The organism is Streptomyces sp. NPDC097619 (assembly GCF_040302735.1).
Classification (GTDB): Bacteria; Actinomycetota; Actinomycetes; order Streptomycetales; family Streptomycetaceae; genus Streptomyces.
In genome coordinates this window covers 1-21,181 of record NZ_JBEOSD010000107.1, presented here as the reverse complement: position 1 = coordinate 21,181, position 21,181 = coordinate 1, and the positions used below count along the sequence as shown (strand labels likewise).

The window sequence follows — 21,181 nt, the reverse complement described above, 5'->3', positions numbered from 1 at the left end:
CTCGAAGGGGAAGTTCCGGCGGCAGTATGAGGGGAACAAAAGGCGGGGAAATCGCAGGCGGAGAGGTCGCGTCGGAGGTTTTCCGGGCATGCGGAAGGCCGTGCCCCGCGCGGCTGCGGGGCACGGCCTTCCGTGCCTTTCCGGGAATTCCCGGGAGGGTTCAGGAGTACTGGGCCACGAGGCTCAGCGGGCGGATGTCGGTCCAGTTCCGCTCCACGTAGGCCAGCGCCCCGGCGTGCTCACCCGGACCCCACACCACGTCCCAACCTGCTGGAACGTCGGCGAACACGGGCCACAGGGCGTGCTGGCCCTCGGCGTTCACCACGACGTGGAAGGTGCCCTCGGTGTCGTCGAAGGGGTTGGTCATGACAGGCTCCTCAGTTTCTCGGAAAGGATGCGGCCGATCAGGGAAAGCGGTTCCGGTTCACCCATTCTGGTGTGCGGAACTCCGATCAAGTGGTTTTCCACGGTGCCGTCTACATAGGGAATCCAGTGCTGTGCGAGGGTGTTCTCCGTTTCCCCGTCCTCCAGCGCTCCGAGGAACAGCATGTCCGTTTTCACGGGCTGCGGGGAATAGAGGTTCATGATTTCGGCGTGGTTGATGGAGGCGCCGATCACGGAGCGGATCTCCCCGTCGGAGAAGGCGCCGAGCACCGGGTCCTTGAGGCGGACCAGGCCGATCAGGGCGTCCACGTCGAACGGCGCGTCCTCGGGCTCGTCCGAGGCGTCGCCGACGAGCATGTCCCGCTTCTGCGCCGGGGTCATCCGGCGCCGCTCGGGCTCCGTCGGCAGCAGGTGCACGTCCATCATGGCCAGCAGCTCGGTGCGTTCGCCCAGCTCGGCGAGGCGCACCGCCAGGGCGTGGGCGACGGTCCCGCCGAAGGACCAGCCCAGGAAGCGGTACGGGCCGTGCGGCTGCACCTCGCGGATCAGCGGCAGGTAGTCCGCCACCATCTCCTCCACCGACTCCGGGGAGTGCCCCAGCTCGCTCAGCGCCCGCGCCTGGATGGCGTACAGCGGCTGGTCCGGACCCAGGTGCCGGGTGAGACCGGCGTACGTCCAGCCCACGCCCGTGCCCGGGTGGATGCAGAACAGCGGGTTGCGGCTGCCGTCGGCGTGGAGCGGCAGCACCACGCCCATCGGGTCGAAGCCGGTGGGTTCGTCCCCGAGGAGGCCCGCCACGGTCGGCGTCCGGAACAGGTCCCGCACGCCCAGCTCCAGTCCGAGCACCGCTCGCATCCGGCTGATCAGCCGCACGCCGAGCAGCGAATGCCCGCCCAGGGTGAAGAAGTTGTCGTCGATGCCGACCTCCGGAACCCCCAGCACCTCGGAGAACAGCCCGCACAGCAGCTCCTCGCGCGGGGTGCGCGGGGACCGTCCGGCGACGCGTTCCGCCGGGGCCGGGGCCGGCAGCGCCTTGCGGTCCGGCTTGCCGTTGACGGTCAGCGGGATGGCGTCCAACAGGACCGCCGCCGAGGGCACCATGTGTTCGGGCAGTTCGTCGGCGGCCCACCGCAGCAGGCCCTCCGCGGTCAGCCCGTGACCGGCCCGCGGCACGGCGTACGCCACCAGCCGCTTCCCGCCGGGGCCCTCCTCGAAGACCACCACGGCGATCTGTCCGACCCCGGGGTGCCGGGCCAACGTGGCCTCGATCTCCCCGGGTTCGATCCGGAAGCCGCGCAGCTTGATCTGCCCGTCGGCCCTTCCCAGGAAGCGGAGTTCGCCGCCGGCGGTCCAGTGGACCAGGTCGCCGGTGCGGTACATGCGCCCGCCGTCCGCGCCGAACGGGTCCGGCAGGAACCGCTCCGAGGTCAGCCCCGGCCGCCCGAGGTAGCCGCGCGCCACCTGGCCGCCCGCGATGTACATCTCGCCGGCCACGCCCCGCGGCACCGGCCGCAGCCGCTCGTCGAGGACGTACACCCGGGTGTTGTCCAGGGCCGCCCCCAGGTACACCCCGGGCACGGTCCGCTGCTCGGTGGAGAAGCGCTGCCAGTGCGAGGCGAACGTGGTCTCGGTGGGGCCGTAGCTGTGCACGAGCACGGTGTCCGGGCAGTGCGTCAGGACCCGCTGGAGGGCGCTGGGGGAGGCCACGTCCCCGCCCGTCCACACCTCGTCCAGCAGCTTCAGGGTGTCCAGGCCCTCGTCGGCCATGATGTGGAACAGGCCCATCGTGAAGTAGGCGGCCGTCACGCCCTGGCTGCGGACCGTGTGGTCGATCTCCGCCAGGTCGGTGCCGTCCCCGGGGCAGATGACCAGCTCGCCACCGCCCAGCAGGGGCACCCACAGCTCGTAGGTGGAGGCGTCGAACCCGATCGCCGAGTGCACCAGCATCCGCCGGTGGTGCTCCAGGTCCCAGCAGCGGTCCGTCACCAGCTCGGTGACGTTGCGGTGGGTGACCCCCACCCCCTTGGGACGGCCGGTGGAGCCCGAGGTGAACATCACGTACACGAGCGAGTCCTCGCCCACCGTGACGCCCGGGTCCGTGGTGCGCGCCTCCCACCCGGAGTCACCGCCGGGGTCGTCGCCCGCCGCGTCCGCGGCCAGCACCAGCACCCCCGCCGCGGCCTCCTGCACCGCCGCCGCCGAACCCAGGTGCTCGCCCTGGGTGAGCAGCACCCGCGCCCCGGTGTCCTCCCGGATCATGCGGACCCGGGCCTCCGGGAGCCGCGGGTCCAGCGGCACGTACGCCGCGCCGCACTTGAGCACCGCCAGGGCCGCCACCAGCAGCAGCGGGGTGCGGTCCATGAGCACGCCGACGGCGTCCTCCCGGGTCACGCCGGCCGCCGTCAGCCGGTGCGCCAGGGCGTTGGCGCGGGCCTCCAGCTCCGCGTAGGTGACCCGCTCCTCGCCGAAGGACAGCGCCGTGCGGTCCGGGGTGCGGCGGGCCTGCTCGGAGAACCGTTCGTGGACCAGGCCGAGCGCGGCCCGCGGTACGGCGGTGTCGTTGTACTCGGTGACCAGCCGGTGCTCCTCCGCCGCGGAGAGCAGGGGCAGCTCCCCGACGCGTCGGGTCGGGTCCTCGGCCACGGCGCGCAGGGTCCGCTCCAGGTGGGCGGCGAGCATGGCGGCGGTGTCGGCGTCGTACAGGTCGGTGGCGTACTCCAGCACGCCCGCCAGGCCGTCGGCGGCCCCGTCCGGGGTGCGGGTCTCGCGCAGGGACACGGTGAGGTCGAACTTGGTGAACCCGGATTCGGTGCCCAGCGGGGTGCCGGTGAGGGCGGTGCCCGACGGGGTGTCCGGCTCGGCCGGGTGGACCTGCACGATCGTCTGCACCAGCGGGTGCCGGGCCGTGGAGCGGGCCGGGTTGAGGCGTTCCACCAGCAGGTCGAAGGGCAGCTCCTGGTGGGCGAAGGCCGCCAAGTCGGTGGCGCGGACCCGGTCCAGCAGCTCGGCGAAGGTCGGGTCCCCGGCGGTGTCGCAGCGCAGCACCAGCGTGTTGACGAAGAAGCCCACCAGGTCCGACAGGGCCTCGTCCTCGCGGCCCGCGACCACCGTGCCCAGCGGCAGGTCGGTGCCCGCCCCGTGCCGGGTGAGCAGGGCCGCGACGGCCGCCTGCACCACCATGAACAGGGAGGCGCCGTGGGCCAGGGCCAGTTCCTCCAGCCGGGCGTGGACGCCTGCGTCCAGGGCCACCGGTACGGCCGCGCCGCGCCGGGAGGCGTCCGCGGGCCGGGTCCGGGCCGGGGTGGGCTCCAGCACCTCGGGGGCGCCCGCCAGGGCCGTCCGCCAGAACGCGACGTGCTCCTCGGCGGCTTCCCCGGTGAGCGCCGCCCGCTCCCACAGGGTGTAGTCGGCGTACTGCACGGGCAGCGGTTCCCAGCCGGGCGCGGTGCCCGCGGACCGGGCCGCGTAGGCGGCGGACAGGTCGGACAGCAGCGGTCCGGTGGACCAGCCGTCGGCGGCGATGTGGTGCACGACCAGGACCAGGACCTGTCCGGGGCCGGCCGGGTCGGCCCCGTCGGGGATGCCCCCGGGGTCGCCGTGGGGCGTGATCAGCGCGGCCCGCACCGGAAGGTCGGCCGCGAGGTCGAAGACGCGGCCCGCGGCCGCGTCCACCGCCGCTTCGAGCCCGTCGGCCGGGCAGGTCACCGTCTCCAGCTCCGGGCGGGCGGCGGGGCCGGACAGCACCCGCTGGTACGGCTCGCCGTCCACGGCCGGGTAGACCGTGCGCAGCACCTCGTGCCGGTCGGCGACGTCCGCGAGGGCCTCGGCGAGCACCGCCGTGTCCAGGGGCCGGTCCAGGCGCAGGGCGAAGGGGATGGTGTAGGAACGGCTCGGGCCCTCCAGCTGGTCCACGAACCACAACCGGCGCTGCGCGTACGACAGCGGCAGCCGCTCGGGCCGCAGCGCGTCCGGCACGGGCACCGGTCCGGGGCGTCCGGAGGGGACGGCGGCGCGCAGCAGGCGGGCGGCGAGCCGGGCGGGGGTCGGGGCGAGGAACAGGTCGCGGATCCGTGCCTCGGTGCCGAGGGCGGCGCGGATCCGGTTGACCAGGCGCACCCCGGACATGGAGTGCCCGCCCACCGAGAAGAAGTTGTCGTCCGGGCCGACCGCGTCCACCCCGATCACCTCGGCGAACAGGCCGCGCAGCAGGGTGACGGCGGCCTCCTGTCCGGTGTCCGGGCCGTTGCCGGCGGACTCGCGGGCCGCTTCGGCCCGGCGCTCTTCCTCGGCGCGGGCCAGACCGGCGCGCAGGGCGGCGATCCGGTCCGCCTCCTCGGCGGTGAGCAGGTCCCGGGGGTCGGTGGCGGCGTGCGGGTCGGCGGCGGCGCGCTCCAGGGCGCGGACGAACAGGTCCAGCAGGAGCCGGGCGGTCTCCGGTTCGAAGCGGTCCGCGGCGTACTGCCACCACACCTGGAGCCCGCCGTCCCCGGGCAGGGCCACGCAGGAGGCGCTGAGGTCGAACTTGGCCGCCTCCAGGCCCGGTTCGGCGAAGGTCCCGGAGAGCGGGCCCTCGGCGCGCAGCCCGGAGCCGTCCTCCTCCTGGGCGGTCAGCATGACCTGGAAGAACGGGTTCACGGCCAGGCCGCGTTCGGGGGAGAGGTGTTCGACCAGCAGGTCGAAGGGCAGGTCCTGGTGGGCGTAGGCGGTGAGGTCCGCCTCCCGGGCCCGGTCCACGAGCTCGGCGTAGGGGGCCGGCCCGGTCACGTCGGTGCGCAGCACGAGCGTGTTCACGAAGAAGCCGACCAGTCCGTCGAGGGCCTCGTCGCCGCGGCCCGCGACGGGGGTGCCCACGGCGATGTCCTCACCGGCTCCGGCGGCGGCCAGGGCCTGGGCCAGGGCGGGCTGGAGCACCATGAGCAGGCTCGCCCCGCGGTCCTCGCCCAGGGCCGTCAGGCGGCGCAGCGCCTCCGGCGGCAGGACCGCGGTGACGGTGGCTCCGGTGCCGGTGGGCTCGGTCGGGTGCGGCCGGTCCGCCGGCAGGTCGAGCACCGTCGGCATGCCGGCGAGGGCGGTGGTCCAGTGCTCCAGCAGGGCCGTCGGGTCCGCGAGGAGGTCCTGCTGCCACAGGGTGTAGTCGGCGTACTGGACCGGCAGGGCCTCCCGGTCGGGCGCCGTGCCCGCCCGCCGGGCCGCGTAGCCGGCGCCGAGGTCGGCGAGGAGCGGGCCCACCGACCAGCCGTCGGTCGCGATGTGATGGGTCAGGATCACCAGGGTGGCGGCGGGCTCGGCGCCCGGCTCCTCCTCGGTGAGGAACAGCGCGGCCCGCAGCGGGAGCTGCGCGGCGAGGTCGAAGGTGCCGGAGGTGAACCGGGCCACCTCGGCGTCGAGGGCGTCGGGGGTGGTGCGGCGCACGTCCAGCGGGACCGGCGGCGCGTCCAGCACGTGCTGGTAGGGCTCCCCGGCCACCGCCGGGTACACCGTCCGCAGCACCTCGTGCCGGTCCACCAGGTCCGCCAGGGCCGCGGCCAGGGCCGCCTCGTCGGGCACCTCGTCGAGGCGCAGCACCAGCGGCAGGTGGTAGGTCGCGGAGGGGCCTTCGAGTCCGGCGAGGAACCACAGCCGGCGCTGCGCGTAGGACAGCGGGACCCGGTCCTCCGCGGGCAGCGGCTCTCCGGTGAACACGTCGTGGGCGGGGTCGGGGACGCCCGGGGCGGCGGGTGCCGTCCTCTCGGCGGCGGCCCGCAGGGCCTTCCGGTCGATCTTCCCGGAGGAGGTCCGGGGCAGGGCCGCGACGAGCTCGAAGGAGCCGGGCACGGCCGCGGCGGGCAGGGCCAACCGGGTGTGCTCGCGGAGGGCCGTTCCGTCGGTGTCGTGGTCCGCGACCACGAACGCCGCCAGCCGCTTGCCGCCGCCGGGCGCGGCCACGGCGACCACGGCCGCCTCGCGGACGGCGGGGTGACCGGAGAGCACCGATTCCACGGAGGCCGGGTCCACCCGGTGTCCGTTGATCTTGACCTCGTCGTCGGCGCGGCCCTCGAAGCCGAGGAGGCCGTCCTCGCGGAGCCGCACCAGGTCGCCGGTGCGGTACGCGCGCTCCTCGCCCAGCCGGGCGAACCGGCGCTCCGTCAGCTCGGGCCGGCCCAGGTAGCCGTGGGCCAGCCCGCCGCCGAGGAGCCACAGCTCGCCCTCGACCACGGCCGCCCGCACCCCGGGCAGCGGGGTGCCGATGGGCACCGGGCCGCCCGCGTACCGGGACAGGTCCGCGACGGTGGCGACCACGGTGGCCTCGGTGGGCCCGTAGGTGTTCAGCAGCCGGACCCGCTCCGGGTCCACGGCCGCCGCCCACCGCGCCACCCGCTCCGGCAGCGCCGCCTCCCCGCCGATGACGACGGTCCGCAGCGTGGGCGGGAGTTCCGCGAGGCCCGCGGACACGGCGTGCGCCAGCTCGTGCCAGTAGGCGGTGGGCAGGTCCAGGACGGTGATCCCGTGGGCCGCGCAGCCCGCCAGCAGGCCCGGCACGTCCAGCATCTCGTCCTCGCGCAACACCAGGGTGGCGCCCGCGCCGAGGGTGCAGAACACCTCCTCGACGCTGGCGTCGAAGTGCAGCGGCGCGAACTGGAGCACCCGGTCCTCGGCGGTGATCCGGTAGACCTCGGTGGCCCCGGCGGTGAAGTGCGCCAGCGCGTCCTGACCGATGACCACGCCGTTCGGGGTGCCGGTGGAGCCCGAGGTGTAGATCACGTACGCGGCGTCCTCGGCCACGCCCGGACCGGGCAGCACCGTCTCGCCCTCCGCGGCCTCCGGCTGCTCCGATCCGGTGCAGTCGGCCAGTACGGCGGCGGTACGGGCGGCCGGGGCGGCCGGGTCCAGCGGCAGGTAGGCGGCACCGGTCCGCAGCACCGCCAGCAGACCCACGACGGCCTCGATTCCCCGCGGCCGCCGCACCGCCACCAGACGGCCCGGACCGGCGCCCAGCGCGGCCAGCTCGTCGGCGCGGAAGGCCACGGCGAGGGCCAGCTGACCGTACGTCATCCGCCGGTCGCCGTGGACCAGCGCGACCCGCTCGGCGTCCTGCCCGGCGATCCGGTCCAGGACGCGGGGCGCCGGGCCGGGCGCCGGGCCGCCGTCCAGGACGGCGGAGGCGGTAGGGGCGGTCGAGGGCATCGCGGGGCCTCCAGGCGAGGGGTCGGGGTCGGGTCGGGGAGGAGCGGGGTGACCTGCCCCCACGCTAGGTACGGCCCGGGGCCGCGGCGGGCAGTCCCCGGGGCAGCTCGGCCCTGCGGGGCTGCCCCCGAACTGCCGCTCCTACCTGCCGCAGGGTGCCCCGGCGGGGTGCGGGCCGGGTGGCCGGGTGGCCGGGGTGGCGGGTGTTCCTCGGGTGGGCGGTGGTGTCGCTCACCGATGCGCTCAAACGCCGCGCGGGCTGCGAAGGGGGCTCGTGCGGTGCAGTCGGGTGGTGGGTGGTGCCGCTCACTGATGCGCCCAAACGCCGCGCGGGCTGGAGTGGGGTGGGGGTGGTGTGTCGGCCTCGGGCGGTGGGTGGCGGTGCGGCCTGCCGATGCGCTCGGTCGCCGTGCGGGCCGGGTGTCAGTGGGGGTGGTTGCCCTGGAGTGTGCCGGAGCGACAGATCGGCCCCGCTGGCGTTCGAGGCGGTCTTGAAGCCGCGCGGGCCCCGGGCAGGTCAGGACCCAGCCCTGCCAGGGGGCCGCCGTGGCTGCTCGTCAGGACGCGGAAGAGGCCCCGCGCGGCGGATGGGCTCCGCCCAACAGGGCGAGGCCCAGGTCCGCCGCCCGGTAGTAGACCTCCCGCCCGTACCGGTGCCGGGTCACCAGCCCGGCAGCCCCCAGCACGGCCAGGTGCTGGGAGACCGCCCCCGCCGTGAGCCCGGTCCGCTCCGCGAGCCCGGTGGTCGTCGACGGGGTGACGGTGTCGGCCAACAGCCGGGCCCGGCTGCGCCCGAGGAGCCGGGCGAGCCCTTCTGCGGTGTCCGCCGGGCGTTCCCACAGGGTGCCGAGCCCGCGCGCCGGGTAGACCAGGCAGGGCGGTACGCCCGGCCGCCCGGGCACGAGCAGGCACCGAGGGGCGAACGCGCTCGGCGCGAGGGTCAGACCGGGCCCGGCCGCGGCCCCCGCCGCGGCGGGGGCCGGACGGGCCACCGGGCCCGCCGCGCCGGCCGGGAGCCGCAGCCGGCCCGCCGACCAGTCGAGATCGGGGTGGAGACGGGCCAGGACCTCCTGGATGCCGTCCTCGGCGGACTGCCGGGTGCGGTGGGCCAGGTCGGCTTCCAGCACGGCCCTGATCCGGGGCCAGTACGGCTCCACCCCGGCCCGCCACCACCCGCGCACCGCCGCCGAGGTCGCCGCGCCCGCCGCGCCCACCGCATCCGCCGTGGTCCCCTCCGGTCCCTCGGGGGCCGGCGGCTCGGCCGGTTCGGCCAGTTCGGCCAGTTCCTCGTCCAGCGTGGCGAGGGGGCACCGCGGGGCCGGCAGGCGCGCCTCCAGTTCCGGCAGGTGGGGGAGCAGGGCCGTACGCTCCGTGCCCAGCGCCGACGCCTCCTTGAGCCAGGGCAGATGCAGCGCGTGGCGCCCCGGATCGGTGGTGGCGCGGAGTGCCGCGACCGCCTCCCACAGCGGCGAGATCGCGAACCGGAGCTGGGCCAGGTCCGCCGCCCCCAGCCGGACCTCCGTCGTTCCGCAACCCGCCCCTGCCATCCCGCCGCACCCCTCCCGCCGCGCCGGGGTCCCGGCGAGGATTCAGCCCAGGCTAAAACAATGGTGGCCGGCGCCCGCGCCTGGTGGTGTGCCCCGTCATGACCACCACGTCACCCACGCCACCGGCCGCCGCCACACCGGCCCCCGCCGCACCGCCCGCCACGTCCCCGGACCCGATCCCGGCCGCACCTCCCCACCCGCATCCCCGCCCGGAGCACCGCCCCGCGCTGCACCGGCTGCCGGACTTCCGGCGCTTCTGGGCCGCCGACACCGTCGTCCAGGCCGGCACCGCGGTCACCGCGCTCGCCCTGCCGCTGGTGGCGATCGGCCCGCTCGGGGCCGGTCCGTTCCAGACGGGCCTGCTGGTGACGTGCGAGTACCTGGGATTCCTCCTGCTCGGCCTGCCCGCGGGAGCCTGGGTGGACCGGATGCGCCGCCGCCGCGTCCTCGTCGTGGCCGACCTCGGGAAGACCCTGCTGCTCCTCACCCTGCCGGTGGCCGCCTGGTGCGGGGTGCTGTCGCTGCCCCAGCTGTACGCGGTGGCCTTCGGCTTGTCGGTCTGCGCGGTCTTCTTCGACGCGGCCCACCAGGCACACCTGCCCCGACTCGTCCACAAGGAAGGGCTGGTGGCGGCCAACGTCGCCCTGGAATCCACCCGTACCGTCACCGCCGCGGCGGGGCCCGGCGTCGGCGGGGCGCTGCTGGCCGTGGTGACCGCCCCCGTCGCGCTCGTCGTGGACGCCGTCGCCCACCTGTCGTCGGCACTGCTCCTGGCCCGGATCCGGACCGCCGACCCCCGACCCCCGGAGCGGCCCCGGGGATCACGACTGCGCACGGAGATCGCGGAAGGGCTCCGCTTCCTGTTCCGCGACCCGATGCTGCGCGGACTCACCCTGACCGCGGCGGTGTCCAACCTCTGCGGCACCGTCGGCACCTCGATGCTGCTGGTGCTGCTCGCCGGCGAACTGGGCCTGTCGCCCCTGCTGTGCGGGCTGGTTTTCACGGCGGAGGCGCTGGGCGGCTTCCTGGGCAGCCTGCTCGCGGCCCGGGCCGCGGCCCGCCTCGGCGTCCCGCGCGCGATGTGCGCCTCGGTGCTCGTCAGCGGACTGCTGTGGCTGTGTGCCCTGCCCTTCTTCCACGCGGACTGGCGGTACGCGGTGGCCTGTGTGCTCCAGGGCCTGGGCTGGACCGCCTTCATGACCTTCCGGATCGAGTCGGTGGCCCTGCGGCAGCGGGTCACCCCGGGGCCGCTCCTGGGCCGGGTCTCGGCGACCTTCCGCTGCGTGGTGTGGGGCTGCATGCCGGTGGGCGCCCTCGTGGGCGGTCTCCTCGCCGAACACGCGGGGGTCCGTACGGCCCTGTGGGTCGGGGCCGTCGGCGAACTGTGCGCGGTGACACCCCTGTTGCTCGGGATCCGTCGGGCCCGGGGAGCGGCGGGCGGGTCCTCCCGCGCCCCCGCCTGAGCCCCACCTCACCCCACGCCACTCCCCACCCCACGCCACTCCGCACCGGGCCCACTCCGTGCCGCACCCCGCCCGGACCGTCGGGCACGGCGAGGAGGCCCGCCCCCCGTGGGTACGGGCCTCCCCGGGCTCTCCCGGCGCTCCGGCTACGGCTGCCGGACGCGGGCCCCGCCGCGAGTGCGGCGGCGCAGCGGCGGCGGCGTCGGCGGGACCGGCGGCACCACCAGCGGCGGGCCGGTCGGCACGGCGGCCGCCGCGAGGAAGGCCGCCAGCTTCGCCGGGGTCGGGTGCCGGAACACCTCGCGCAGGGTCAGCTCCCGGCCCAGCTCCGTGCGGACCCGGTTCACCAGGCGCACCGCGAGCAGCGAATGCCCGCCCGCCTTGAAGAAGTTGTCCCCCGGACCCACGTCGCGCCCGTCCAGGACCTCGGCGAACAGTCTCAGCAGCCCCGCGAGCAGCAGGTCCCCCGGAGCAGCCGTACCGGCCTCCTCGGCGGCCTCCTCGGCGGCGTCCGTCCGCGCGGCACCCGGACGGCCCGCACGACCCGGTCCGCCCGGAGCGGAGGCCCCCGGGGAGGGTTCCCCGGCCACCGCCACCGCGGCCGGCACCGCGTACTCCGGCAGCCGCTCCGCCGCCCAGGACTGCAGCGCGGCCTCGGTGACACCCGACTCCGCCGCCCCGGCGCCCGTCCCCGCCACCGTCACCTCGGCCAGCAGCCGGTCGCCCTCGACCCGGACCCGGGCCGCGCGCACCGCCGGATGCGCCGACAGCACCGCCGAGACCTGCGACAGGTCGATCCGGTAGCCCCCGACGAGCGGACGCTCCCCGCGCCGGTCCGCCGGGGCCGCCAGATCGCCGACCCGCGCCGACGGGTCCGCCGCGAACAGCTCCAGCGCCGCCACCAGCAGCGCGGCCAGCCGGGCCGCGCCGGAGGGCCCGTACAGGTCCGTCGCGTACTCCAGGACCCCGGCCAGCGAACCGTCCTCCCGCTCGGTCAGCGCGAAGGTCAGGTCCGATTTGGCGGTGGTCGAGCCGAACGGCAGCTCCGTGCCCGCCAGCGGACCCGTCAGCGGACCGCCCGCCCCCGCCAGCGCGTTCACCTGGAGCATCACCTGCACCAGCGGGTGGTGCGCCGAGGAGCGGTGCGGGTTCAGGTGTTCCACCAGTCGGTCGAAGGGCAGCTCCTGGTGGTCGTAGGCCGCCAGGTCCGCGTCCCGGACCCGCTCCAACAGCGCCCCGAACTCCGGGTCCCCGGAGGTGTCCGTCCGCAGCACCAGCGTGTTCACGAAGAACCCGACCAGACCCGACAGCGCCTCGTCGCCGCGACCGGCCACAGTCGTGCCCACCGCCAGGTCCGTGCCCGCGCCCATCCGGGTCAGGCAGGCCGCCAGTGCCGCCTGCACCGCCATGAACAGCGTCGCCCCCCGGGCGCGCGCCGTCCGCACCAGGGCCCGGTGGACCCCGGCGGGCACCGTGAACCCGGTCAGCCCGCCCCGCCCCGAGGGCAGCGCCGGTCGCGGCCGGTCCGTCGGCAGGTCCGTCAGCGGCGCCAGCCCGGCCAGCGCCCCCTCCCAGAACGACAACTCCCGGTCCGCGCCCGCCCCCGCCAGCGTCTCCCGCTGCCACAGGGTGTAGTCGGCGTACTGGAGCGGCAGTGCCGGGCCCTCCGGGGCCCGACCACCGACCCGCGCCTCGTAGGCCGCGGACAGGTCCGCCAGCAGCGGCCCGGTGGACCAGCCGTCCGCCGCGATGTGGTGGAGCAGCAGCACCAGGGTCTGCCGCCCCTCGCCCTGCGGGAAGAACAACCAGGCCCGCAGCGGCAGGTCCCGCGCCAGGTCGAAGACGTGCCCGGCCGCCGCGTCCACCGCCGCCGCCACGTCGGCCGGACGCCCCAGCTCCAACTGCGGCCGGGCCTCGGCCACCACCTCCTGGTACGGCTCCCCGCCCTCGGCCCCGTAGACCGTGCGCAGCACCTCGTGCCGCGCCGCCACGTCCGCCAGGGCGTCCGCCAGCGCCATCGGGTCCAACGGCCGGTCCAGCCGCCGCACCAACGCGATGTTGTAGGTGGCGGAGGGTCCCTCCAGCTGGTCCACGAACCACAGTCGGCGCTGCGCGTACGACAGCGGCAGCCGCCGCGGCCGCTCCGCCGCGGGCACGGCCCGCGGGACCGGACGGGCCGCCCCCGCCGGGCCCGCCGCACCGAGCCGCCGGTGCAGGGCGGCCGGGGTCGGGGCCAGGAACAGGTCCCGGATGCCCGCCTCCACCCCCAACACCGACCGCACCCGGTTGACCAGCTTGCTGGCCAGCAGCGAATGCCCTCCCGACTTGAAGAAGTTGGCCTCCGCGCCGTGCTCCTCGCGGCCCAGGGCCTCCGCGAACAGGGCGCACAGGATCTCCACCCGCGGGGCCGCCGGACCGACCGGTGCCGGCCCGGGCTCCGGGGTGGCCCCGGCCCGCCGGACGGCCTCCGCCAGCCGCTCGCGCCGCCCGGCCAGACCCCGGGCCTCCGCCTCCGTCACCAGCTCCAGCTCCGACAGCCGCGCCCCGGTGCCGGCCGCCGCGGCCCCCGCGAAGGCCCGCAGGGCCCGCCCGAACACCGCCAGCAGCAGTTCCGCCGTTCCCGCGTCGAACAGGTCCTCCGCGTAGCCGAGGTACAGGTCGAGGCCCGCGGGGGCGCCGTCCGGGGACCGCCGGACCGCGCAGTGGAAGGACAGGTCGAACTTGGCCGCGCCCAGATCGGTGCTGCCGGCGCCGGCGGTCAGCGGTCCCAGCCGCACCGACTCGTCCGCTGCTTCCTGCACCGTCAACATGACCTGGAAGAAGGGGTGTTCGCCCAGGGCCCGGCCCGGCTCCGCCAGCTCCTCCACCAGCAGGTCGAAGGGCAGGTCCTGGTGGTCGAAGGCGATCAGGTCGGCCTCCCGCACCCGGTCCACGAGCTCGCCCACGGCCGGATCCCCGGCCAGATCGGCGCGCAGCACCAGGGAGTTGACGAAGCAGCCCACCAGCTCGTGCAGGGCCTCGTCGGAGCGGCCCGCCACCGGCGTGCCCACCGCCAGGTCGGTGCCGGCGCCGGTCGCGGACAGCGCCGCCGCCAACGCCGCCCGCGCCACCATGAACAGACTGGCCCGCCGTTCCCGCGCCAGCCCGGCCAGGGCCCGGTGCGCCTCCGCGTCCAGCACGGCCGTCACCGCCGCCCCGCGCCCGCTGGGCTCGACCGGACGCGGCCGGTCGTACGGCAGGTCCGTCCGCGCCGGCAGCCCGTCGAGGGCCTCCTTCCAGAAACCGAGCAGCCGCTCCCGGGCCGGTCCGGCCAGCAGGGACCGCTGCCACAGCGCGAAGTCCGCGTACTGCACCGGGAGCGCCCGCCACGCCGGCGCCCGGCCCGCCAGCCGCGCCCCGTACGCCTCCCCGAGGTCCCGCAGCAGCGGGGCCAGCGACCAGCCGTCGGTGGCGATGTGGTGGACGAGCAGCACCAGCACGGCCGTGCCGTCCCCGGGCAGGAACACGGCGGCCCGCAGCGGTCCTTCGGTCGCGAGGTCCAGGTGCTCCCGGCCGAACGCCTCGACGGCCGCGTCCAGGCCGCCGGCCGGCACCTCCCGCCACTCCGGCACCGGGGCCTCGGCGAGGGACCGCACCCGCTGGTACGGCTCCCCTCCCTCCGCCCCGTACACGGTGCGCAGCACCTCGTGGCGGCCGGTGAGGTCGGCCAGCGCCGCCGCCAGGGCGCGCCGGTCGGGCACCCCGTCCAGGCGGAGCACCAGGGGGGCGTTGTAGGTGGCCGTGGCCCCTTCGATGCGGCCCAGCAGCCACAGGGCGCGCTGGGCCGCCGACAGCGGCAGCAGGGCGGGCCGCTCGCCGGCCGGTACGGCGGCGAGGGCGGGGCGGTCCGGTCCGTCCGCGGGCTCCGCGGCGGCGAGCCTGCGGTGCAGGGCGGCGGGGGTCGGCGCGAGGAACAGGTCGCGGATGCCGGCGGGGACGCCGAGGGCGGCCCGGATCCGGTTGACGAGCTTCCCGGCGAGCAGCGAATGGCCGCCGTTGCGGAAGAAGTTGGCGTCCGCGGGCAGCGCGTCCAGGCCCAGGATCTCCGCGAACAGCCCGCACAGGATCTCCTCGCGGGGCGAGAGGACGTCGGTGCGGACCGGGGCGGGCGCCGCGGCGGCGGACCGTTCGGCCGCCGCTCGGTCCAGGCGCTCGCGACGGTCCGCGAGCGCCGCCCGTTCGGCGGCGGTGAAAGGTTCCAGCGCGCTCACGGGGCGCAGCGGGGCGTCGGCGAATCCGGCGAGGGCCTTGAGGTAGCCCCCGAGCAGGAGGCGGGCGGTGCCCTCGTCGAACAGGTCCTCGGCGTAGGTCAGGGCCACGTCCAGGCCGTCGGGGCGGCCGTCGGCGGTGTGCCGTTCGGCGCAGTACCAGGTCAGGTCGAACTTGGCGGCGTCCAGGCCGGTGTCGGCGGTGGTGCCCGTGATGCCGCCCGCGAGGCGCAGCGGCCCGGAGTCGGGGCCGTCGGCGGCGACCGTCAGCATCACCTGGAAGAACGGGTGGTGGCCCAGGGCCCGTTCGGGGGCCAGCTGTTCCACGAGGACGTCGAAGGGCAGCTCCTGGTGTTCGTAGGCGGCGAGGTCGGCCTCGCGGACCCGGTCCAGCAGGTCCGCGGCGCTCGGGTCCCCGGACACGTCGGTGCGCAGGGCCAGCGAGTTCACGAAGAACCCGACCAGCTCGTACAGGTCCTCCTCGGGGCGGCCCGCGACGGGCGCCCCGAGGACGAGGTCCTCGCCCGCGCCGGCGGCGGCGAGGGTGGCGGCCAGGGCGGCCCGGGCGGCCATCGTGAGGCTGGCCCGCCGGCCCCGGGCGAGGGCGAGCAGTCCGCCGTGGGCGGCGGCGTCGAGGCGCCCGGTGACGGTGGCGCCGCGCCCGGAGGGTTCGGTGGGTCGGGGGCGGTCGGCGGGCAGGGCCGTGAGGGCCGGGGCGCCCGCCAGGACCTTCCGCCAGTGGGCCACCTGTTCGGCGGCCAGGCTGTCGGGGTCTTTCGGGTCGCCCAGCAGCTCGTGCTGCCACAGGGTGTAGTCGGTGTACTGGACGGGCAGCGGCTCCCGGTCGGGGGCGGTGCCCGCGAGCCGGGCGGCGTAGCCGGCGGCAAGGTCCCGCAGCAGCGGGCCGACGGACCAGCCGTCGGTGGCGACGTGGTGGACGAGCAGGACCAGGACCGAGGTCCCGTCACCGGACCGGAACAGCCGCGAGAGCAGCGGCGGCCGGGCCGTGATGTCGATCGCCTGCCGGACGAAGGCGGCCACGGCCGCCTCGCGGTCCCCGGGCGCGCAGTCCTCGACCGTCAGCGGGGCCACGGCGGAGGCGTCCAGCACCCGCTGGTGCGGCTCTCCGTCGGGGCCGGCCGCCAGGACCGTGCGCAGGACCTCGTGCCGGTCCGCCAGGTCGGTGACGGCGGCGCGCAGGGCCTCGGGGTCCGGCACCCCGTCCAGGTGCAGGACGACGGGGGCGTTGTACGCGGCGGAGGGTCCGTGGAGGCGGCCCAGGAACCACAGCCGGCGCTGGGCGAACGACAGCGGGATCACGGTCATCGGTCCTATGCGTCCTGGCCCGGCGCGGCGGCGACGAGCGTGTCGATGTGGGCGGCGAGGTCACGCAGCCGGGGGTTGGCGTAGACGGCCTTCACGGGGAGCGCGACGCCGAGTTCGGCGCGGACCCGGGACACCAGCTTGATCGCGAGGAGGGAGTGGCCGCCCAGCTTGAAGAAGTTGTCGTCGGGCCCGACGCGGCTCGCGCCGAGGACGGTGGCCCAGACCCCGGCGATCAGCGCCTGGGAGCGGGTCAGTCCGAGGTCCTCGGCCGGGCCGTCGGCCGGGCCGTCGGCGGTGTCGGCGGCGGCCGGGGCGGGGGCCGGCAGGGCGGCGCGGTCCAGCTTGCCCTGGGTGGTGGTGGGGAAGCGGTCCAGGGCGACGAAGGCGGCCGGGACCATGTAGGCGGGGAGCGAGGCCGTCAGGTGGGCGCGCAGCGCGGCGGCGTCGGCGGGGCCGGCGGCCGGGTCCTGCGGGCGGTGGTAGGCCACGAGGCCGGGGGCGCCGTTCACCTCGTCGCGCAGCAGCACCACGGCTTCGGCGACGGCGGGGTGGGAGGTGAGCGCGGCCTCGATCTCGGGGAGTTCGACGCGGTGGCCGCGGAGCTTGACCTGGCCGTCGGCGCGGCCCAGGTAACCGAGGCGGCCGTCGGGCAGCAGCCGCACCAGGTCGCCGGTGCGGTACATGCGGGTGCCGGTGCCCTGCGGGTCGGCGGTGTACCGGCCGGCGGTGAGGGCGGGGCGGCGACGGTAGCCGCGGCCGACGCGGGCGCCGGCGAGGTACAGCTCGCCGCTGCCGCCGGGCTCCACCGGGTTCAGCTTGTCGTCGAGGACCCGCATGCTCAGGCCGGGCAGGACGCGGCCGATGTGCGGGGCGTCCGCGGCGTCGATCCATCCGGCGGTGGAGTCCACGGTGCACTCGGTGGGCCCGTACAGGTTGACGGCGCGGAGGGTGCCGGCCGCGGCCCGCTCGCCGATCCGCTGCCAGAGGGCCGGGCCGATGGCCTCGCCGCCGATGAGGAGGGTCAGCGGGCGCGGTCCGCCGTCCTCGGTGAGCAGGTCCAGGAGCGATTCGGCGTGCGAGGGGGTGATGTCGAGGTCGGTGAGGGCCTGCTCGTCGACGAAGCGGGCCAGCAGCGCCGGGTCGGCGCGGGTCTCGTCGTCGACCATGACCAGGGTGTCGCCGCGGCAGAGCCGCACCCACTGCTGCACGGAGGCGTCGAAGGACGGGGAGGCGTTCCAGCCGACCCGGCCGTGCCCGGGGGCGGCGATGCCCTCGGACTCCAGTTCGGCGAGGAGGGCGGAGGCCGCCCCGCGGTGGATCTCCACGCCCTTGGGGAGGCCGGTGGATCCGGAGGTGTAGATGACGTAGGCCAGGCCGTCGGCGGCCACGGGCACGGGCCGGTACTCCGGGTCGGCGCCGCCGCCGGGGGCGGTCAGCTCGCCGATGCTCACGTGGGCGGTACCCGGCGCGAGGGGCGCGGTGTCCCCGTCCGGGGTGACCACCAGGTCGGCGCCGGAGTCCTCGACGAGGTAGCGGCGCCGGTCGGCGGGGAGCTTCGGGTCCACCGGCAGGTAGCCTGCGCCCGCGGTGAGGGTGCCGATGAGGGCGGTGAACAGGGCGGAGCCGCGGGGCAGGGCCAGCGCGACCACGCTCTCGGGGCCGATGCCGCGGGCGGCCAGCCGGCCGGCGAAGCGCATGGCCTCGGCGCGCAGTTCGGCGAAGGTCAGCTCGCGGTCGGCGGCGACCACGGCGGTGCGGTCGGCCGGGGCCTGCGCGAGCCGGTCCAGCAGGTCGGCGACGGCGGGGACGGAGGCGGGCTCGGCGGCGGGAGCGGCGGCGACGCGGGGGCGCTCGGGGAGGACGGCGGTCATGGTGGTGGTCACTTCCCGGTGTAGGCGGTGGTGGAGGGCTGGGAGGCGGGGGAGCAGTCGGCCAGCGCGACCGGCTCGCCCATGGCGACGAGGATCTTGCGGTCGCCCTTGTAGGACTCGCGGCCGTGCGCGCACAGCAGGTTGTCGACGAGCATCAGGTCGCCGACCTGCCAGGTCTCGCGGACCGTCACCCGGTCGTACACCGCGTTGATCGCGTCGACCTCCTCGTCGGTGAGGCGGCTGCCGTCCCCGAGGTAGGTGTTGAAGGGCAGGCCGTCCTCGCCGTAGGTGTCGACCAGCACCTCGCGGATGTCGGGGTCGAGGGTGCGGCTGTTCCAGAAGGCGAAGTGGTTGAACCAGCTGCGCTCGCCCGTGACCGGGTGCGTGATGATCGCCGAGCGCCGCTGGCGGGTCACCATCGAGTCGTCGTCGAGCCATTCGAAGCCGACGGTGTTCTCCTCGCAGTACGCCTCGGCGACCGCCTTGTCCTCGGTGGCGAAGGTCTTGTACCAGGGCAGTCCGGCCAGCTCGGAGTAGTTGCGGACGAGCAGCCAGCCGGCCTCCTCGAAGCGGGCGACCAGCTCCGGCGGCAGCTGCCGCAGCGCCTCCCGCATGTCCCCGACGGTGGTGGCGCCGCCCTCCTCGGGAGCGATGACGCAGCCGAAGAGCAGCACGCCGGGGAAGTCCAGCGTGTAGCTGTTCTCGTTGTGCAGCCGGATCGGCTGCACGGCCGGCAGATCGGTGGAGGAGAACACGCCCTCGCCGAAGTCGGTGCGCGGGGTGGCCTTCTCCTTGTAGCCGGCGCGCTGCGAGACGAGGGCGTCGCGGGCGGCGGCGAAGCTCGCCGCGTCCGTGACGGGCAGGCCGCGCAGCAGGACGGCGCCGGAGCGGTGCAGCTCGGCCTGGATCTCCTCGCGGTGGGCGGTCAGCCAGGCCACGGCCTCGGCGAGGCCGGCGCCGGCCGGGGTCCGCACGATGGCGGGCTTGCCGGCCTCGTGGACGGCGACGACCGGGTGGTCGGTGACGGCGGCGGCCGGGGCGGGGGCGTCTGCGTAGATGGTCATGGGAATCCTCGCGGTGGGTGCGGAAGTTCGGGTGTCCGGCGGGTGGCCGGGTGGGGCGGACCGGGGAGGGGCGTCAGGCCGCGGCGGGGGCCGGGGTGCGGCCGCCGACCACCGTGGCCAGCACCTCGAAGAACTCGGGCAGCCGGTCCTGGAAGTAGAAGTGGCCGCCGGGCAGGGTGTGCGCGGCGAACGCGTGCTCGGTGACCTCGGCCCAGCGGCCGAGGGAGGCCGCGGGGGCCACCGGGTCGGCGTCCCCGCCGATCACGGTCACCGGGCAGTCGACCCGGGCCCGGTCCCGCGGGCAGCGGTACACGTCGTCGATGGCGAAGTCGGCGCGGATCGAGGGGATCACGATCTCGCGGAGCTCGGGGTCGTCGAGGATCCCGTCGTCGGTCCCGCCGCGCACCTTGATCGCCGCGACCAGTTCGTCGTCGTCGAGCCGCTCCGGGTGGACCACGGCCGGGTTGTCGAGGAACGGCGCCCGGCAGGCGGAGGCCACCAGGGCCCGCGGGGTGCGGCCGGCCGCCTGGAGCAGTCGGACCACCTCGAAGGCGACCAGCGAGCCCATGCTGTGGCCCAGCACGACCAGGTCCTCGGTGGTGCCCTCGGGCAGGCAGGCCGCCACCGGGCCGGCCAGGTCGGCGATGTCGCGGGGCAGGTCCTCCGCGAACCGGGCCCCGCGCCCCGGGTACTGGCCGATCAGCAGGCGGACGTCGGCCGGCAGGTGCTCGCGCCAGCCGGCGTAGGCGTGGGCGTTGCCGCCGGCGTGCGGCAGGACCAGCAGGGTGGTGCGCTGCGGTCCCTCGCCGGGCAGGTCCCACACCACGTCGTCGGGGGCGGGGAGGGTGCCGTCGTGCTCGTTCATGAGGTACTCCGTTCCTGGTCGGTGGTGCGGCGGCGCAGGGTGGGGCGGGACCGCCGGGGCGGGGCCGCACCGGCCGACAGCCGGGCTTCGAGGTGTTGGGCGAGGGCGGCGGGGGTCGGGTACTGGAACACGTCCCGGAGGGTGAGGGAGACGTCCAGCGCGGCCCCGATGCGGTGGGTGAGGCGCGCGGCGAGCAGGGAGTGCCCGCCGTGGTCGAAGAAGTCGTCGTCGATCGACAGCCGCCCGGTGACCGCCAGGACCTCGGTGAACAGGCCCAGCACCGTCTCCTCCAGGGGAGTGCGCGGGGAGCGTCCGCCGACGGCGGTGACGGGACGGGGCACGGGCAGCGCCCGCTTGTCGATCTTTCCGTTGGGGGTGAGCGGCAGCCGCTCCATCGGCACCACGAACGCCGGGACCATGTGGTCGGGCAACCGCTCCCGCAGCCACAGCCGGACCTCCTGCGGGGTGGGTCCGGAGTCCCCGCCCGCCACCACGTAGGCGGTGAGCTGCGGGGTGCCGTGCCGGTCGGGATGGGTGGCCAGGGTGGCCTGGGTGAGGTGGGGGTGGGTGGTGAGGAGGGTTTCGATTTCGGTGGGTTCGATGCGGAAGCCGCGGATCTTGATCTGGGTGTCGGTGCGTCCGGTGTAGTGGAGGTCGCCGTGGGTGTCCCAGTGGGCTTGGTCTCCGGTGCGGTAGAGGCGGCTGCCGGGGGTGCCGTAGGGGTTCGGGACGAACCGTCCGGCGGTGGTGCCGGGCTGGGCGAGGTAGCCGTGCGCGATGCCGTCGCCGGTCAGGTACAGCTCACCGGTCACGCCCGGGGGGACGGGGCGGAGCCGCTCGTCCAGGACGTACGCCTGCTTGTGCGTGAGGGGGCGCCCGATGGAGACGGTGGCGCCCGTCGGAGCCCCGGGATCCACGGTGTGGGTGGTGGTGAAGCCCATGGATTCGGCGGGGCCGTAGCCGTTGGTGACGGTCAGGTGCGGGTGGAGGGCGTGCAGGCGGGCGATGTGGGTGGGCGAGGCGGGCTCGCCGCCGGTGTAGACGATGCGGGTGGTGGTGAAGGTGTCCGGGTGTTCGTCGGTGAGGTAGTTGAAGAGGCTGGAGGACAGCTGGAGCATCGTCACCGCGTGCTTCCGGGTGAGGGAGGCGATCACGGCCGGTTCGGGGCGTTGTCCGGGTTGGAGGACGGTGGTGCCGCCGTGGAGGAGGGCGCCCCAGAATTCGAGGCTGAAGGCGTCCCAGGAGACGGG

9 protein-coding genes are annotated in these 21,181 nt (G+C 76.0%); 1 reads left to right on the top strand and 8 read right to left on the bottom strand.

Features of this window, described 5'->3' with window-relative positions; genetic code table 11:
- Nucleotides 1–160 precede the first annotated feature (160 nt).
- The 3 genes from ABTZ17_RS25335 to ABTZ17_RS25325 all read right to left on the bottom strand — a co-directional run bounded on the left by ABTZ17_RS25335 (nt 161) and on the right by ABTZ17_RS25325 (nt 9,095).
- On the bottom strand, nt 161–367 hold the full coding sequence (locus ABTZ17_RS25335) for an MbtH family protein (RefSeq protein WP_352198006.1): 207 nt from the start codon (nt 365–367) through the stop codon (nt 161–163).
- Nucleotides 364–7,548, bottom strand: a complete 7,185-nt coding sequence (locus ABTZ17_RS25330; protein ID WP_352198005.1) for a non-ribosomal peptide synthetase — start codon at nt 7,546–7,548, stop codon at nt 364–366. Before ABTZ17_RS25330 ends, ABTZ17_RS25335 begins: the two co-directional genes overlap by 4 nt.
- Before the next feature lie 557 nt (nt 7,549–8,105).
- Complete coding sequence (locus ABTZ17_RS25325) at nt 8,106–9,095, bottom strand: ArsR/SmtB family transcription factor (protein WP_352198004.1); 990 nt, start codon at nt 9,093–9,095, stop codon at nt 8,106–8,108.
- 98 nt (nt 9,096–9,193) lie between these two features.
- Here ABTZ17_RS25325 and ABTZ17_RS25320 point away from each other — a divergent pair, with 98 nt between their 5' ends.
- Entirely contained in the window at nt 9,194–10,558 is a 1,365-nt protein-coding gene (locus ABTZ17_RS25320; RefSeq protein ID WP_352198003.1) for an MFS transporter, read from the top strand.
- Between the two features lie 146 nt (nt 10,559–10,704).
- Here ABTZ17_RS25320 and ABTZ17_RS25315 read toward each other — a convergent pair whose 3' ends face one another.
- The 5 genes from ABTZ17_RS25315 to ABTZ17_RS25295 form a co-directional block, all read right to left on the bottom strand.
- The gene (locus ABTZ17_RS25315) at nt 10,705–16,125 is read right to left on the bottom strand and encodes a condensation domain-containing protein (RefSeq protein WP_502994838.1); all 5,421 of its coding nucleotides are present in this window, start codon (nt 16,123–16,125) and stop codon (nt 10,705–10,707) included.
- Between the two features lie 11 nt (nt 16,126–16,136).
- A complete protein-coding gene (locus ABTZ17_RS25310) occupies nt 16,137–18,014 on the bottom strand; it encodes a non-ribosomal peptide synthetase (protein ID WP_352198001.1) in 1,878 nt (625 codons plus the stop codon).
- The gene (locus tag ABTZ17_RS25305; RefSeq protein WP_352198000.1) at nt 18,011–19,066 is read right to left on the bottom strand and encodes a TauD/TfdA family dioxygenase; all 1,056 of its coding nucleotides are present in this window, start codon (nt 19,064–19,066) and stop codon (nt 18,011–18,013) included. Before ABTZ17_RS25305 ends, ABTZ17_RS25310 begins: the two co-directional genes overlap by 4 nt.
- 73 nt (nt 19,067–19,139) lie before the next feature.
- The gene (locus tag ABTZ17_RS25300; RefSeq protein ID WP_352197999.1) at nt 19,140–19,931 is read right to left on the bottom strand and encodes a thioesterase II family protein; all 792 of its coding nucleotides are present in this window, start codon (nt 19,929–19,931) and stop codon (nt 19,140–19,142) included.
- Nucleotides 19,928–21,181 (bottom strand): non-ribosomal peptide synthetase (locus tag ABTZ17_RS25295; RefSeq protein ID WP_352197998.1); only part of this gene is annotated, 1,254 nt, incomplete at its 5' end. The genes ABTZ17_RS25295 and ABTZ17_RS25300, both read right to left, overlap by 4 nt.